Genomic DNA, 17,224 nt, shown 5'->3' with positions numbered 1-17,224 from the left:
AATCCTTAAGAGTTTTGCACCCAAGATGACAACTTTTTAGCTTGCGAGCTGGCATTAAATTTATTTGCAACCAACCGCTTAGCATTAACACCTTTGGCATATCTTTCATACGGATTGAGCTCACAAAATTGAGTTAAAATAGTCTCTAAACCTATAATACTTGAGGGCTCACATTTAAAGCCGACTGAATCATTTACAATCTCCTTTGCTCCCATAAGCTTGGTAGTAAGCACAGGAATACCACTGGCCATAGCCTCTTTAAGAACCACAGGCCCAGTGTCTCTGTCACCATTGCTAGACACACAAAATGGCGCAACGAGTGCCGAATAATTACTGGTGTTTTTTGATAGCCAAAGTGGCGTGCGACGCCCTAAAAAACGAATGTCTTTATCAAGACCTAGCTCTTCGCATAAAAACTTTAAGTCATTCATTAGTGGGCCTTCTCCCACAATGTCTAAGCAAATAGCGTATTTTTTACTTAACTTTTTTATAGCAGGTAATAAAAATTGCAGTCCTTTTTTCTCAACTAAGCGTCCAATAAATAACAATTTAACCGACTCATTAAGTCGATTGGGGGTGGCACTAAATAAACTTAAATCAACACCACAATGTAATAATTCAACTTTTCCAACGTTGTAATTACTTAGTTTTTGCGCCATGTCTTTACACACAGCAACTGAAAAGTCGCATAGCGAAAGTTTAAGTTTGAGGTCGGTGTCGTTAACATACACATCATGACCATGGCCAATGGAAGACACACTAATACCCGCTATTTTGCTAGCAATAATAGAATACGCCAGCGGCGCATGCATAAAGTGGCAATGTAGATGGGAAATGCCCTGCTGCTTAATTATTTCTGCAATGTTTAACCCATATCCTAGCAGCGACGTGGCTGAGATTGAGGTAAAGCGCAGAGCAATTTTTGCAGTCTTAAGAACAGCAAGCGGTTTAAACACGGCAAATTTAGCCGCAGCACCAAAAGACTTTTTAATAATAATGACTTTGACACTGCTATCGAGATTTGCACTGTTGTTTAAATTTTCAAACGTGATAACACTCACTTTATGCCCGGTTTTAACAAGTGCATTTATTTCTGTCACCACAAAGGTTTCCGACGGGATATGGAAGCTTGGTACAACAATGCCTATATGTTTCATGCTAAATACTCCAAAAGATTCTAAAGAGTATTTCGCAAGAACCGTGCCCGGTTAAAAAGCACTGAAAATGGTAAGATTACAGTCAATTTGCGAACATATATTGCAAAATGCAAAGCATTAGACAAAAAACACCGCGCAAAGCTATAAAAATAATTGGCGCTTAACTTGCGTAGTACTTACCCAGTTAATTAATAGAAGCTAGGGTACAGCTCATGAAAACAGAAATAAGCGTTATTATCCCAAACTACAATTGCAAACAGTATTTAGCAAAAGCATTGAATAGTGTTATTGCTCAAAAAAATGTAAATCTAGAAATTATCGTTATAGATGATGGCTCAACTGATGGCAGTGTTGATTGGTTAAAAAAAGCGCAGAACACATTTCCTCAGTTGGTTATTTTAGAGCAAGAAAATACCGGTGTAGTTAATGTACGCAACCGTGCTATTGCCGCTGCTAAAGGTGACTATATTGCATTTTTAGATGCCGACGATTACTGGAGCGATGATAAACTGTATGAGCAATTAGGTTATATGAAAGAACACCCCGAATGTGTTTTAAGCTTTACTAACTATATGCATGTAAATGAAGATTATAAGCCTATTGTGGATTGCTTTTCTTTTTGGCCTGAGTTTTCAAAATTTGTTGATAAGAAAAATATGGGGTACCAAAACTTAGAATCACCAATGGACTTACTTATTTTTGCTAATGTAATAGGGACCTCTTCAGTTATGGTTAAACGCTCGGCCATTAATTATGTCGGCCGATTTGATAACGTATTAAACAGCGCAAGTGATTGGGATTGCTGGTTAAAACTTGCAAGAATTGGTGATGTAGCTTTTTCGCCGCGCGTAGCCATGGATTACTTAATGAGAGCAGGCTCTATTACCGCGAATCGTAAAAACAGGCTCAACGCGATGAAAGAAATTGTTTCACGCTGCAAAAGAGATGCTGGAATGATTGCACAAATAAAAGCACAAGCACGTATATTAGAGTGCTACGGTGAGTATTATCGAGAAATAGGCGCAAAATTTAAAGCGTTATCGACAACAACTGCCGCGTTTACGTTATTCCCACATAAGCGTAATTTACGCCATTTATTACATGATTTAAAAAACACATTTACTACTGCCCCATAAATACTGCACCCATCACAACAAGTAGCGTTTAAGCTACTTGTTGTATATTAGCCTCAAATAAGTTCACCTAACTTTTAAGTTTAATGTATAGCTTAATAATTTATGATCGCTGCCTTTAAAGTCACTCACTTCCAAAGAAGATAAATTAAACTCTTGATTGAAAATACAATGGTCAATTGGCAAGCCTGTCATTAAAGTGTGTTTTATTGCAGTAGGTGCAAAGCTGGTATATGCATTTGCAGCTGCATAACAGCTTTGCGCATTAGACCAATTAAAATAGCCCGACCAAGGAACAATATTTAAATCGCCAGCAATAAACCAAGGGCCACTTTCTTGTGAGCTAGCATTGCCCATTGCTGATAATAACCGATTCCGGTTGTGCCAATGAGCGACAGTTCTTGGTGAAGGAGGATGGGCAACAAAAGCAGTAATGGGGCGCTTATTCAATAGTAGTTTAAGCTTAATGTAACCTAATCTGTCGCCATCCAATTTAACTTGCTGCCTGTGTATAATCGGTAAACGCGAAATAACCACAATACCGTAGGGGATCCCTTCTACCTCACGATAACCAAACAAACTAGCTGTATTTAAAAACGGCGTGAGTAAATGCCGGTTTAAATCGCTAAACTCTTGCAAAACAAGCACATCCCATGGCTGGTTTTGTAAGTTTTTTAGATGCATTTCTATATAGGGGTTATTGTAATTTAGGTTAATTTGTTTAACCGTTATTGCCGCCTCAGAGGGGGCTGTTTCTAATGAATGCAGCGGCACCAGTGAACTTAAATTTATGATGCAAATCATCGCAATGACTCCCCCAAACCATCCTTGTTTAAGCGCAACCAATAACAATGCTAAAAACAACGCTGCGACCAGTAAAGGAAATCGAAAGGAAATTAATAAATCAGCGTAATAAAATTGCCATGGATTAAATGCAGCGACTATCAGCATTAATGCAATTGCTACGATAACAGCGAAGTTATAGCGTTGTTTAAAATTATAACGCCAACTCATAATAGCCTTAATCATGAACACCTCTTTTTAACAATAAAAAGAATATACCTAGGTATATTCTTTACTTCACTTTTTAGTTTTAGCGGTTCAGCCGGTATCGCTTGATGCTATCTGATCTCAAACACTTGATTTTGTGTTTGGGAGTCAAACTGCCATGTATAAGCAAGTGGTTGCGTGCTGGTGTCATAAAACCAAATTTCGGCCACCAGTGTTATATCTTGCCGACTCATAGGGAGTGTGGTTGTGAGTGTTCCTTGCGTTAAAGGAGCCCTAAATAAACAGTTATTGTAATCTGCACGTTCTGTATTCGATTTTTTCTGACAAATATTCAGGTACGCTCTTTCATCGCCTCTAGAAAGCGCTAAATCAATAGCTAAATTAAATTTTGTTGATAAGTTAAAGTCATTATTAATAACTAAGCTTGCCATTCCTTGAGGCCTAGGCGTTACTGGGTCAGCAACGGGAGGAGCCACATTGGTCGGTACAGGTGCAGCACTTTCATCGCCTCCGCCCCCGCAGGCTGTTAGCAGTGATAATGAGCATAAAATAACGGTTAATTTTTTCATTACTGTTCTCCTTTAACAACCACACTCGGTGCGTTGAAACTGTTAAACCACTGCGGTGCTTGCTGACCTGACGACTGCGCAAAATTAGCAAAGCGGTCATATGCGGTGGTGATGTCTACCCCCTCAAGAGGATGTAGCCACTGCATACCGACTTCAATCGCCCATGGAAGGCCATTTTCAGTTTGAAAAAACAGCTCGGAGGCTTGTTGGCTGGCATCATCTGCGCCACTAACAGCGAATAAATTACTATCAAAGGCCTCTGTCGGCGCTTGGTTTTTTAGATGAACCTCCCAACTTCTGGCATCTTTACCGGTTAAAAAGTCACCGTGGTAAAAGCCTTGTGCAGCAAAAATGAATGGGTCGAGTAGCGTACCTGGTGCACTTGATTTAGCTTTAGGGGCTTTTAATGGAATCGTCATACTAAACGTCACCTTACTGTTTACATCACAATTGCTTTGAGTTCTGAAGTAATCGCAACCTGCTTGCTTAGTTACATGCTGCCAAGTATCTTGCATAAAAATTAAAATAGCCTGCTCACGGTTTGCTTCTAATGGCGAGTCGAGTTGTAGCTCTCCATTAATAGTGTAAATAATATTTGGCTCATCAATTTCACTGCTTAAAATAGTATTGGTTGTGTTATTAATGGTTTCTGTAAGCCTAACGGCAAAACCGTTGTGATAAGTAGCGCCTACCCCAACAAGTTGACCATCAATTTTATAGCCAACCACATCATTGCCTTCAATAAGTTGTGTAGTGCGATAATTGACAACCACATCATTAAAATCGTAATCGCCTGCAAACGGCCATTTATCCTCATAAGCAAGCGTTACCCAATCGTTTTCACCGGGGTAAATAGCACTGGCAAATGTGGTTATTGGGTAGTCTTCCACTTCGCCACCTAGCACCCCGCCCGTGGCGGTAATTAGCGATGCCTCAGAGCCATCGGTTACTCGAAAACGAGCCCATGTTTGTCCGGCTTTAACATTACTTGGTACGCTAACTAAAATACTGTTATCACCTTGATTTAGTGGGTACTTCGTTAGCATGCGCTCAGTTTCGCTAAACCCACCATTTTGATCCCAGTCAAACCAAGCATATAAAAAGCTATTTGCTGATGCATTTACAATAATTTGACTGTCTTGCCCTGCAGCAATCGCGGTAACAAAGCTAACCCCGTCATCAGAGTCGTCTATGGGATTATTGATTAAATCGTCATTCGTATTAATATTTTCACCATCGACCGTTTCACCCAAATAAATAAGGCTACTGCCAGTACCATTAGGATCGAATAAATGCCTGGCGCCACTTTGAGCTAGGCTGGTATTGTATGGAAAAGGCGCATCACCAAAGTCGATAGAGCTATCGGTTACCGCAACTTCTGCAATAGCGCATCGAGCACCATCATTTTGACTCGATTTAGGTCCAGAGGTAAATACGTTGGCTATTGGGGTATAGTCAACTACGGGGCTGGTACTTAAATCAACTTTATGTATTTTTCCGCTTTTGTTATTACTAAAATAAAACTGACCGTCAATATCAAAATACGCGGCACCAAAAGCGCCAGTATCATCACCAATATCGAGTTGTGTTATAAACGTGGTGGTATTATTAGCAACATCAATTTCATGCAAATCACCATTCGATTCAACAGCATAAAGTAAATTGCTTTGTGGATGAAAGGCAAAGTCGTAAATCCCTAAATTCCAATTAGCACTATTTGGCAAAAGTCGTGCGGCAATTTCAGCGGTTAAATCTGAGTTTAAATCAATTTCGTATAAACCAAATCGAGGAGTGTAAACATAATAAGCAGCGCGTTGGTTTGTATCTTCGCCTGTTACCTGAATGTCACCTACATAAAAATTAGTATCTGGCAGCCCAGTGACATTTAAACGAGTCATTTGGTAGCTGCTATCTATTTGCACCACACTTTTTGGTGCTTGGCGGCTAAAGCCATATAAGTACTGATCTTTATAATTAAAACCTATAGCATTTACGCTTTCATTGTTAGCTTCAGTGTTAAACGCTAAAGCCGCGGCCAACACCGTCGGCTTAGCCGACACTAAATCGATACCATAAAGCTGCGCTTTAGCATCTTGCATTAAAAAAGCCTGGCTGGGGCAATTATCAAATGGCTGGCTAAATACGGTGCAAGGCCACAATATAAAGCACACTTTACCGAGATGGGTTAATTTCATAAGTACGCCCTCTGTAGTTATATAACTTAACTAATGCAGGCTTTATTCCAAAATTTAACACCATGAATTTAAAGTATATTAATTTTTAACCATGCTTAAATATGCAAGTTGCAATACCGCTATTTGCATTATGCAAGATTCAAAATCTATGACCCAACACCTCATACATCACTCTTTAAAGCTGCCTATCTTTATTGGTAATGCTGCAGCAGTTGAGTAAGCTTCATCAAATAAAGTACAATAGTGAAATTAAGGCAGGCTTTTTAATAGCTGTGCTTGTTTCATTTTAGGTAAAAAATAATGGCACACTCTCGCGGAAACTTATTTATTTTATCTGCGCCTTCTGGGGCGGGTAAATCGAGCTTAATAAATGCATTACTGAAAAAACATGCTGATATGAAAGTATCGGTATCGCACACTACCCGCGCACCGCGCCCTGGTGAAAATGATGCGGAACACTACCATTTTGTATCGGTTGATGAGTTTAAGGCACTAATTGCCAAAGATGACTTTTTTGAATGGGCACAAGTATTTGACAATTATTACGGTACTTCTAAGCAAGCTATTGAAGAGCAACTCGCCGCTGGCATTGATGTGTTTTTAGATATTGATTGGCAAGGTGCTCGCCAAGTTCGAGAAATAATGAAAGACGTAAAAACTATCTTTATTTTACCGCCGTCAAAGCAAGAGTTAGAGCAACGTTTAAATAACCGTGGCCAAGACTCAGCTGAAATTATTGCCGGGCGTATGGCACAAGCTCAATCAGAAACCTCTCATTACGATGAGTATGACTTTGTTGTTGTGAATGATGATTTTGATACTGCTTTAAGTGAGATAGAAAGTGTTGTTATTGCACAGCGATTAACGCTAAAAGTGCAAACAACGCGTCATCAAACTTTAATTAATGAGCTACTCAAATAATCTAAATTAAGATTAATTAGGTGTTCATGCCCTAAAACAGATAAAAATTAACCACTGGCTATTGGCGAAACCTGCTGCGTGCAGTAAACTACGCCTTTGCTTTTAAATTATTTTGGAGTGCTAAGATGGCTCGCGTAACAGTTGAAGATGCAGTAGATGCAATTGGTAATCGTTTTGACTTAATTTTAGTTGCGGCCCGTCGTGCCCGCCAAATTGCTGTTGGTGGTAAAGACCCACTAGTAGATCCTGAGAACGATAAGCCAACAGTTGTTGCTTTACGTGAAATCGAACTTGGTTTAGTTGATAATTCTTCAATGGATGTTATTGATCGTGAAGAACAACAACACCAAGAAGCGGCAGAACTAGCTGCTGTTGCTGCCATTGTTGGTGGCAACCAATAATCAACCGCCCGGTTTGATTTAGCTAACGGCATAGTATTTCAACTATAGCCGTTGGCAATCCTTTGTTTTCATCGTATATTCGTAACTTATCCTAACTTATTTGCTTCACGAGAACATTGGAGTGTGAATGTATCTTTTTGAAGGTCTTAAAAAGAAAATCTCAAAATACTTGCCAGCAGACGATGTTGAGCTAGTCCAAAAAGCCTATGTGGTAGCCCGAGAGGCCCATGAAGGTCAAACTCGCTCAAGTGGCGAACCTTACATTACTCACCCCGTTGAAGTAACTCAGATACTAGCTAGCATGCACCTTGACCATGAAACGCTCATGGCAGCACTAATGCACGATGTGATTGAAGATACCGATTTTAGCCAACAAGATTTAGCTGAAATATTTGGTGAAACGGTGGCTGAACTCGTTGAAGGTGTGAGCAAGCTTGATAAGTTAAGCTTTAAAGATAAAAAAGAGTTTCAAGCTGAAAACTATCGAAAAATGATTATGGCAATGACCCAAGATATTCGGGTTATTTTAATCAAGTTGGCTGATAGAACGCATAACATGCGAACATTAGGCGCACTTCGCCCTGATAAACGCCGCCGTATTGCTCGCGAAACTCTAGAAATTTATGCGCCGATTGCTAATCGTTTAGGTATTCACGATATAAAAAATGAGCTAGAAGACTTAGGTTTTCAAGCGCTGTATCCAATGCGTCATCGTGCACTTAAATCTGAAGTGGCTAAAGCGCGTGGAAATCGCAAAGAAGTTATTTCAAATATTCAAACAGAAATTGAAGCACGCCTTGAGGAGTCTGGCATAAAGGCCACCGTATCAGGCCGTGAAAAGCATCTATACAGTATTTATAAAAAAATGCTCAACAAAGAGTTACTATTTAACGAAGTCATGGATATTTACGCTTTTCGTATTGCGGTAGATTCTATGGACACCTGTTATCGCGTACTCGGCGTTGCTCATAACTTATATAAGCCAATTGAAACCCGCTTTAAAGACTATATTGCCGTGCCAAAAACTAATGGCTATCAATCACTTCATACTTCTTTGGTTGGCCCGCATGGTATTCCTGTTGAAATTCAAATCCGTACTCACGATATGGATCACATGGCAGACAAAGGAGTCGCGGCTCACTGGATGTATAAAAAGTCTGGCGACAATGCGGGTCACACTGCGCAGCAGCGTGCTCGCCAATGGATGCAAAGCTTACTAGAGTTACAGCAAAGTGCGGGATCATCATTTGAGTTTGTTGAAAACGTTAAAACCGAACTCTTCCCTGAAGAAATTTATGTCTTTACCCCAGATGGTCGCATCGTTGAACTGCCAATGGGCGCGACTGCGGTCGATTTTGCTTATGCCGTTCATACTGATGTTGGTAATACTTGTGTAGGCGCACGCGTTAATCGTAAACCTTATCCTTTAAGTAAAGCCATTGATACTGGGCAAACAATAGAAATTATTACTAGCTCAGGCGCTCATCCTAACGCAACATGGCTTAACTTTATTGTTACTGGTAAAGCGCGACTGGGCGTACGTAACTACCTTAAAAGCCAACAGCATGAAGAAGCATTATTATTAGGTCGTCGCTTACTTGATTCAGCCCTAGGTGAAAACAAGTTTGATAACCTGCCAGCTGAAAATATTACGCGAGTGCTTGAGGAGCATGAACTCTCTTCAACCTTAGAGCTACTGGTAGAAATTGGCTCAGGTAATTTAATGAGCATGCTGATTGCCAAACGCTTATTACAAAACGACAACGATGATTTAAACGATATTGCTAAACGTGCAAAAGCGACCATTATTGGCACTGAAGGTATGTTAGTTAATTATTCAAAATGTTGTCGTCCAGTGCCTGGAGACGCTATTACAGCTCATGTCAGCCAGGGTAAAGGTTTAACAGTTCATCGCCAAGAGTGTAAGAACATTCGTGGCTGGGAAAATGATCGTTCAAAATACCTAGTCGTAAAATGGGATGATAATCCAGAAAAAGAATACATTGCGGCTTTACGAGTAGAAATTATTAACCACCAAGGTGCGCTGGCTAAATTAACCAATGTGGTCGCCACTACACAGGCCAATATTGTAGAAATAGCTACCGATGAAAAAGAAAGTAATTTATACGTGATAGACTTAGGGATCACAGTTAAAAACCGTATCCATGTCGCTAATATCATGCGTCGTATACGTGTGATGCCGGATGTACAAAAAGTCTATCGTAAAAAATAAAATAGGAACATCATGAATAAAGCATTTATATCAACGGATAAAGCACCTGCAGCGATTGGCACATACAGCCAAGCAGTAAAAGTGGGCACAGCGGTTTATTTATCTGGGCAAATTCCACTTGTCCCTGAAACAATGGACGTTATATCTGAAGACTTTAGCGAGCAAACACACCAAGTATTTAAAAATATTTGTGCGGTTTGTGAAGAAGCTGGCGGCACCATTCAAGATTTAGTAAAAGTAAATATTTACCTTACTGATCTTTCAAATTTTGCCATTGTTAACGAAGTAATGAGCCAATATTTTAAACAGCCTTATCCTGCTCGCGCTGCTATTGGCGTTCGTGCACTACCTAAAGGTGTACAAGTAGAAATAGACGGCATTATGGAACTTCCTTCAACAAACTAACCTCTATAAGCTATGAGCGCCGCTCATAGCTTTTATTCCAATCTGTAACTACACTTTGATGAATTCTTGACTCAAAACTAAAATTCTAGCACTCTGTAATCACGTTATTTTATTAAACCTTACTTTAGTAGTAGAAAAGGATAACTTGTGTTTAAGCTTGCTCATAATGGCAATGTATTGCTCGATACGAGTAAATCTGCACCCGCCAGTGCTGCTTTTATCATTGAAGCAATTGAACAATCGCCTTACAGCGAGTGTGAAATCAATCATGACGCCATAAATAACTATTTCAGCAGTGCAACACCTGAACGTATATTAGTTGTTGCAACACGTCATGATGCCACCTTAAGCGTGGAGATAAGTGATGATAAAATGCTAGCCACGGGCACGCTCACTCTTGCTAAAGGGGGAGCAACACTGAGTTTTGATGAAGCTAAAAAAGAATTAGTTAAAGCGCACGTCGCAAGAGGTTATAAACAAGCATTTTTAGAGCAACTTTTACAAAAGCAATCTGAACTCCCACCTGGCTCCGTAGTAAGTGGTCCACTCGCCAAAGGGCGCTTACCTATAGACGGTAAACCAACTAAATTTAACGCAATGGTTCAAACACTTAAAGATCGTCTCAAAGCCCCTAAATTAAAAGAAGATGGCAGTGTAGATATGCGTGACTTTGGTAAGTTAGCAAGTGTAAAACCAGGTGAATTACTAGTACAGCAACAACCCGCTACACCAGGCCAAGAAGGGTTTACCGTGTTAGGCGATGTATTACCTGCAAAACCCGGAGAGGTTCATACTCTAATTGCAGGTGAGGGCACTGAAATCTCAAAAAATAATCCGATGGAATTACTCTCTACGATTGCTGGCGTGCCGGTTGAAATAAATAATGGCATGCGTGTTGACGATATTTTTACTGTCAACGATGTGTCGGTAAAAACAGGGCATATCGACTTTGAAGGCAGTGTGATAGTAAGTAAAAATGTAGAGCCAGGAATGCGTATTAATGCAACGGGCGACATTACCGTTTTTGGTACGGTTGAATCTGGCGAATTAACCGCAGGAGGCGATATAACTGTAAAACAAGGGGTAATTGGCCATCAAAAGCCTGAAGATAAATCACTGTCTTGTAGAATAATATGCGCAGGCGATGTCCATGCCTCACACTCTCAATATTGTTACATTGAAGCTAATAACATTCTGCTTGAACGTCAAGCTAGCCACAGCTCAATGAAAGCAAAGAGTACAATACAAATTGGTCAATCAGAGTTACCTAAAGGAAAGCTATTTGGGGGTGAAATTCTAGATGCCACTAAACTGATTGCCGGCGAGATAGGTAATGAATCTGGTGCTAAAATGGTAATTAATTTAGCGGCTTCAGCCACTGAAATGACCAAAGAGATTGATAAATCTTTTAGTGAACTAACAGCAACAAATGAACAAGTTGATAGTTTACAAGCGGCTTTAGAAAAAGCAGATTTAATTAAAGATGCAGATAAAAAAAATGAACTCATAAATAAAATTGGCACTACGCAGCTACACCATAGTCAGCAAGCAGAACAATTAGAAAAGCAGGTAGCAGGTTTAGAGCAAAAACTGAATACGTTACTCGATGAAGCCATGTTGACTGTGAATAGCGTTTTACATTCGGGTGTAGAGATTCATATCTTCAATAAACTGCTTAAAACGACCCGTAACTTCCCACCGAGTAGTGTTAAGTTAGAAAATAATAAAATAGAAATTGAATTTAAAACTTAATAATAAGGGGCTGTTAGTAACAGCCCCAACTTTTTTATAGTAAACCATCTACACTTGTATAGGTTTGCGCTGGCCACACACCTACCTGCACTTGCCCTATATGTTGTTTTTGTAATAACAGCATCGCTAAACGAGATTGACCAATACCACCGCCAATTGTCTGTGGAAGCTTACTTTCTAGCAATGCCTTATGCCAGTCAAACTCTAAACGGTCTTCGTCTCCCGTAATACTTAATTGAGTTTGCAATACTTCAGGGCTTACACGAATTCCCATCGATGAGATTTCGAAAGCGTCTTCAAGCACTGGGTTCCATACTAAAATATCACCATTTAATCCCATGTACTGCTCGCATGTCGGGGTTGACCAATCGTCGTAATCTGGCGCTCTCACATCATGAATTTTGCCATCACTCAATGCTCCCCCAATACCAATTAAAAATACAGCGCCATATTCTTGAGTAATCGCCTTTTCACGCTGCTTGGCTGTAAAATCTGGGTACATTTTACGTAATGCTTCACTATGTACAAAAGTAATCTCTGTAGGTAAAAATGGTGTTAAACCAAAGCTGTCACTAACATATTTCTCAGTGGCTTTAATACCTTGGTAAATAGTTTCAACCGTTTGCTTCAAAGTAGATAAAGAACGCTCCGTACTTTCACAAATAACTTGTTCCCAATCCCACTGATCAACATACACAGAATGGATTGGACTTAATGAATCTTCATCAGGTCGCAACGCTTTCATTTGCGTGTAAATTCCTTCACCTTTAGAGAAACCATACTCGCCCAAAGTTTTACGTTTCCACTTTGCTAACGAATGCACAACTTCGTAACGGCTATCTGTAATGGCTTTAACATTCACCGCAACAGCGTTCTCGTGTCCACTTAAGTTATCCTGAGTACCGTCACCTACTTTAGCTAAAATAGGTGCCTGTACTTCAATTAAGCCTAACTTTTGCTCTAATTGCTGTGAAAAAAACTGTTTAACTTTACTTATTTGCTGCTGCTGCTGCACATAGTGTGAACTCATAATAATTGGCCTCATTCCCAGTTATTGTATTGGCGACTCAGCGCTTAGTAGCGCTTCAATATGGTTATCGTAACAATTAAACGGTTTAATTCAATAACCCATAACAAAAATAGCTTTAAGATATTAAAATCATTAAAAAAATGGTATAAAAACATTAAATACAACAATACAAAGCAACTAAACCTATGGAAAATTATCAAATCGATAATCTAGACAAACAGATTCTGCATGCATTAATGGATAATGCACGTACACCCTATGCTGAATTAGCAAAGCGTTTCGGTGTCAGTGCAGGGACAATTCATGTGCGGATTGAAAAAATGAAACAAGCGGGGATCATTACAGGTACCCAATTAACCATTAATACCAAACAGCTTGGCTACGATGTATGTTGTTTTATCGGCATTAATTTAAATAATGCCAGAGACTACCCACAAACTCTGATTAAGCTTGAATCATTAGAAGAGGTTGTTGAAGCATATTACACCACCGGTAATTACAGTATTTTTATTAAAGTAATGACTCGCTCGATCGATCATCTACAAGATGTGTTGATCAATAAAATACAAGCAATAGAAGCTATTCAGTCAACCGAAACCCTGATCTCATTACAAAACCCGATTAGCCGAACAGTGGTGCCTTAAGGTGAAAAATCTCGTATAATTTGCCGAAAAAGAGGACTCCCATGCAGCAAACTCGTTATCAAAGAATTGAAAGTGTACTTTCACGTCGTCAAACCGATCTTACCGTGTGTTTAGAAGACGTACATAAACACCATAACTTATCTGCCATAGTCAGAACGGCCGATGCTGTTGGTTGCCATCATGTGCATGCAGTCTGGCCAGAAAAGCAAAAGTGGCTAACCAATAATACCTCAGGTGGCAGTAAGAACTGGTTAGACACACACCTTCACAGAAATATAGATGATGCCGCAGCCAGTATCCGTGCTCATAACCCTGATGTACAAATTTTGGCAACTCATTTAAGTGAAGATGCCGTCGATTTTAGAGAAATTGATTACACTAAACCCACTGCAATTATTGTCGGCCAAGAAAAAACGGGGATCTCAGAAAAAGCGCTCGAATATGCAGATCAAAACATCATTATTCCAATGCAAGGCATGGTGCAATCGTTAAATGTATCCGTTGCAGCAGCATTAATCTTATTCGAAGCACAACGTCAACGTGAGTTAGCTGGGTTATATAATAGAAATATGCTGAGTGAAGAAATAAAACACCCAATGTATTTTGAAGGCTGCCACCCAATTATTGCAAGGCAGTGTAAGCAAAAGAACTTACCTTATCCCGCACTTGATGAGCATGGCGAAATCGTTGCGGATGAACAATTTTGGCAGGCATTAAAACATACTTGATGCATATACAGTGTATAAGTACACTTAACTCACTAAATAACAATAATTGAGCCTACTTTGTCTAAACCTAGCTTAAGCCAATACCCAATCACAGAACTTAAAGGCGTAGGCCCTAAAATGGCTGAACGACTTTTAAAGCTAGGCATCACCACAGTGCAAGATATGCTTTTTCATTTACCGCTAAGGTATGAAGACAGAACGCGTATTTATGCTATTAGTGAGCTTACCGCACATAGCCATGTAACGGTTCAAGCAACCATTGAAACAAGCCAAATTACCTTTGGTAAAAGGCGTATGCTGGTTTGCCAAATAAATGATGGGACAGGTAGGTTAACACTACGATTTTTTAATTTTACCGCAGCACAAAAAAACGCATTTAGCGCGGGTAAAATAATTCGCTGTTTTGGCGAAATACGTCGCGGACGTGTTGGCTTTGAAATGAGTCATCCTGAATACAGTATTAGCGACACTTTTGAACAGCAACCAACATCATCAACACTTACGCCAGTCTATTCAACAACCGAGGGGGTAAAGCAACTCTCTATCAGGGCGTTGAGTGAACAGGCAATAGAATTGCTTCAAAAATACGCAGTAGAAGAGCTACTACCTCAACAATGGCAACCATCGCAACTACCGTTAAGTGATGCGTTATTGCTACTGCATCGCCCCCCTAATGATGTTGATATAATTGCGCTTGAACAAGGGACTCACCCAGCACAACAACGGCTCGTTTTTGAAGAGTTGTTGGCTCAAAATCTCAGCCTCTTAAAAGTAAGAGAGCAAGGACAACAAGTTAAAGCTATTGCCCTTGAGCCCACTAATCCATTAGAAGCGCAATTTCTAGCACAGTTACCCTTTGCGCCAACCAATGCACAAAGCCGTGTAGTATCAGAAATTAAAACAGACATGCAACACGCTTACCCTATGATGCGACTTGTCCAAGGGGATGTAGGCTCTGGTAAAACATTAGTCGCAGCCCTGAGCGCTTTAACTGCGATAGCACAAGGCTATCAGGTCGCATTAATGGCGCCAACAGAGATATTATCAGAGCAACACGGAATTAACTTTTCCAGCTGGTTTGAAAACCTTGGAATATCGGTTGCTTGGCTAGGCGGTAAAACAAAAGGAAAAGAGCGAGTTAATACCCTTGCAATGATCGCCTCTGGTGAAGCGCAGATGATTGTGGGTACCCATGCTTTATTTCAAGATGAAGTAAAATTTAACAATCTCGTACTTATTATTATTGATGAGCAACATCGCTTTGGGGTTCATCAACGTTTATCACTGCGTGAAAAAGGGCGCTTTGGTGATTGTTATCCACATCAACTAGTAATGACAGCAACACCTATACCACGTACGCTCGCGATGACTGCTTATGCCGATTTAGAAACCTCAGTGATCGACGAATTACCACCAGGAAGAACACCAATTACCACTGTTGCTATCCCTGATACCCGCAGAGATGACATCATTAGTCGAGTGAAACTTGCCTGTAATGAACAAGGTCGACAAGTTTACTGGGTATGTACTCTTATAGACGAGTCTGAAGTATTACAATGCCAAGCAGCTGAAGACAGTGCTTTACAATTAAAAGAAGCCTTACCTGAACTTAATATTGGTTTAGTCCATGGGAGAATGAAAGCCACTGAAAAGCAAGCCATTATGAGTGAGTTTAAAACGGGGAACATTCATGTACTTGTCGCAACAACCGTAATCGAGGTCGGTGTTGATGTCCCCAATGCGAGCCTAATTATTATTGAAAACCCAGAGCGCTTAGGTTTAGCACAGCTTCACCAATTACGAGGCCGTGTAGGACGTGGGGCAACCGCATCGCATTGCGTTCTTTTATACCATGCACCACTTTCTCAGACTGCACAGAAGCGATTAGGAGTACTGCGCCATAGTAACGATGGCTTTGTTATAGCAGAGCGTGATTTAGAAATACGCGGCCCAGGTGAAGTACTTGGAACTAAACAAACCGGTTTAGCCGAATTCAAAATCGCTGATTTAACACGCGATAAACAAACACTCAATCAAGTAAGGCCCATCGCACAACAAATGCTTAAGCAATACCCTCAGCATATAGACCCTCTTATTCACCGCTGGTTAGGTAATAAATCAAACTACGCACAAGCATAGTCGGTTTTTAAACTTTACTTTTCACTTCATCATCCAGACTTATACCAATTCGCTTAATTAAGCGGTCTATTTTGAGGCAGGAAAAACGGGGTGATAGCTAGGCAAAAAATTCTTATTTAGTTGTTCTAAATAAGAATTTTTTAACACAGATAGCGACATGTTTAGCCCCGCAAAATTATTGAGTATTATTGCGGATTGGTATTATATGGATTTGCTACCTGATGCTGATACGTTATTCTTAGCGACAACGCAATAGAATGTCGTGGTCCCTACAGCGGTAGAGTATATATTAGGCTCTGAGGTGGTCGTCGCGTTCTTTTACCCATAGGTTTCGAGATACTCAACCCATGATACAGTGGTCAAGTTAACGCTGTGCAGCTGATAGCTGACGGCTGATAGCTAATATTTTTACTTTTCTGCAGACGTAAAAAAGCCCGACTATTTCTAGTCGGGCTTTCTTAATTTGGAGCTTGGTAATGTCGTAGTGCCCACATCGGTAGAGAGTTACATAGCAAATGTATAGAGTCGGCATTAGGCGCTTATTATTTTCCTTTTACCTGATGCCTTTTACCTTTCACCTACGTTTTTACTTTTCTGCAGACGTAAAAAAGCCCGACTATTGCTAGTCGGGCTTTCTCTAATTTGGAGCCTGGTAATGTCCTACTTTCACATAGCAAATGCTACACTATCATCGGCGCTGTTTCGTTTCACTACTGAGTTCGGCATGGGGTCAGGTGGGTCCAAAACGCTATTGTCACCAAGCAAATTTGGGTGTCAGTCCGTATCGCTACGTACTAACTAAAATTTGGAATTCTGATAATAAAAGTCTTTAAGTATCTACTTTAGTCTATTAACTTCTTGCTTAAACTGTCGCATAAAACGCGTTTGGCGTTGTATGGTTAAGCC

14 protein-coding genes and 1 rRNA gene are annotated in these 17,224 nt (G+C 40.1%); 9 read left to right on the top strand and 6 right to left on the bottom strand.

Annotation, left to right across the window (positions count from 1 at the left end):
* Positions 1-5 precede the first annotated feature (5 nt).
* Positions 6-1,157, bottom strand: coding sequence for a glycosyltransferase (locus A9479_RS09515; RefSeq protein WP_064663286.1), 1,152 nt, complete (start codon positions 1,155-1,157; stop codon positions 6-8).
* A gap of 212 nt (positions 1,158-1,369) precedes the next feature.
* On the opposite strand from A9479_RS09515, the gene A9479_RS09510 reads away from it, so the two are divergent.
* The gene (locus A9479_RS09510; protein WP_064663285.1) at positions 1,370-2,293 is read left to right on the top strand and encodes a glycosyltransferase family 2 protein; all 924 of its coding nucleotides are present in this window, start codon (positions 1,370-1,372) and stop codon (positions 2,291-2,293) included.
* Positions 2,294-2,356: 63 nt separating this feature from the next.
* Here A9479_RS09510 and A9479_RS09505 read toward each other — a convergent pair whose 3' ends face one another.
* From A9479_RS09505 to A9479_RS09495, 3 genes are all read right to left on the bottom strand, one after another.
* On the bottom strand, positions 2,357-3,319 hold the full coding sequence (locus tag A9479_RS09505; protein ID WP_064663284.1) for an endonuclease/exonuclease/phosphatase family protein: 963 nt from the start codon (positions 3,317-3,319) through the stop codon (positions 2,357-2,359).
* 92 nt (positions 3,320-3,411) lie between these two features.
* On the bottom strand, positions 3,412-3,870 hold the full coding sequence (locus A9479_RS09500) for a hypothetical protein (protein ID WP_064663283.1): 459 nt from the start codon (positions 3,868-3,870) through the stop codon (positions 3,412-3,414).
* Positions 3,870-6,065, bottom strand: a complete 2,196-nt coding sequence (locus A9479_RS09495) for an LruC domain-containing protein (RefSeq protein WP_064663282.1) — start codon at positions 6,063-6,065, stop codon at positions 3,870-3,872. The genes A9479_RS09500 and A9479_RS09495 overlap by 1 nt, the downstream gene beginning before the upstream one ends.
* A gap of 300 nt (positions 6,066-6,365) precedes the next feature.
* On the opposite strand from A9479_RS09495, the gene gmk reads away from it, so the two are divergent.
* The 5 genes from gmk (at position 6,366) to A9479_RS09470 (ending at position 11,777) form a co-directional block, all read left to right on the top strand.
* Positions 6,366-6,986, top strand: coding sequence for a guanylate kinase (gene gmk, locus A9479_RS09490; RefSeq protein WP_033103760.1), 621 nt, complete (start codon positions 6,366-6,368; stop codon positions 6,984-6,986).
* Positions 6,987-7,111: 125 nt separating this feature from the next.
* On the top strand, positions 7,112-7,387 hold the full coding sequence (gene rpoZ, locus A9479_RS09485) for a DNA-directed RNA polymerase subunit omega (RefSeq protein ID WP_008108220.1): 276 nt from the start codon (positions 7,112-7,114) through the stop codon (positions 7,385-7,387).
* A gap of 127 nt (positions 7,388-7,514) precedes the next feature.
* Positions 7,515-9,620: a bifunctional GTP diphosphokinase/guanosine-3',5'-bis pyrophosphate 3'-pyrophosphohydrolase gene (gene spoT / locus A9479_RS09480; protein ID WP_013466063.1), complete on the top strand. Its 2,106-nt coding sequence runs from the start codon at positions 7,515-7,517 to the stop codon at positions 9,618-9,620.
* Positions 9,621-9,632: 12 nt separating this feature from the next.
* Complete coding sequence (locus tag A9479_RS09475) at positions 9,633-10,025, top strand: RidA family protein (RefSeq protein ID WP_013466064.1); 393 nt, start codon at positions 9,633-9,635, stop codon at positions 10,023-10,025.
* A gap of 147 nt (positions 10,026-10,172) precedes the next feature.
* Positions 10,173-11,777, top strand: coding sequence for a DUF342 domain-containing protein (locus tag A9479_RS09470; RefSeq protein WP_013466065.1), 1,605 nt, complete (start codon positions 10,173-10,175; stop codon positions 11,775-11,777).
* 34 nt (positions 11,778-11,811) lie between these two features.
* Here the strand turns inward: A9479_RS09470 and asnA are convergent, their stop codons facing one another.
* Positions 11,812-12,807: an aspartate--ammonia ligase gene (gene asnA / locus A9479_RS09465; RefSeq protein ID WP_064663281.1), complete on the bottom strand. Its 996-nt coding sequence runs from the start codon at positions 12,805-12,807 to the stop codon at positions 11,812-11,814.
* A gap of 185 nt (positions 12,808-12,992) precedes the next feature.
* Here asnA and asnC point away from each other — a divergent pair, with 185 nt between their 5' ends.
* From asnC to recG, 3 genes are read left to right on the top strand one after another with little or no spacing between them, the layout of a single operon-like run.
* Positions 12,993-13,451, top strand: a complete 459-nt coding sequence (asnC, locus tag A9479_RS09460; RefSeq protein WP_013466068.1) for a transcriptional regulator AsnC — start codon at positions 12,993-12,995, stop codon at positions 13,449-13,451.
* A gap of 41 nt (positions 13,452-13,492) precedes the next feature.
* A complete protein-coding gene (gene trmH / locus A9479_RS09455; RefSeq protein ID WP_024601822.1) occupies positions 13,493-14,179 on the top strand; it encodes a tRNA (guanosine(18)-2'-O)-methyltransferase TrmH in 687 nt (228 codons plus the stop codon).
* 57 nt (positions 14,180-14,236) lie between these two features.
* Positions 14,237-16,318 carry an ATP-dependent DNA helicase RecG gene (gene recG / locus A9479_RS09450; RefSeq protein ID WP_064663280.1) on the top strand — a complete coding sequence of 694 codons (2,082 nt, stop codon included), beginning with the start codon at positions 14,237-14,239 and terminating at the stop codon, positions 16,316-16,318.
* Positions 16,319-16,965: 647 nt separating this feature from the next.
* Here recG and rrf read toward each other — a convergent pair.
* Positions 16,966-17,080, bottom strand: a 5S ribosomal RNA gene (gene rrf / locus A9479_RS09445).
* Positions 17,081-17,224: the final 144 nt, after the last annotated feature.

It is taken from the genome of Pseudoalteromonas sp. MQS005 (assembly GCF_001661605.1).
GTDB lineage: Bacteria > Pseudomonadota > Gammaproteobacteria > Enterobacterales > Alteromonadaceae > Pseudoalteromonas > Pseudoalteromonas tetraodonis.
The sequence above is the reverse complement of the archived record's forward strand: the minus strand, read 5'-3'. Positions and strand labels throughout refer to the sequence as shown.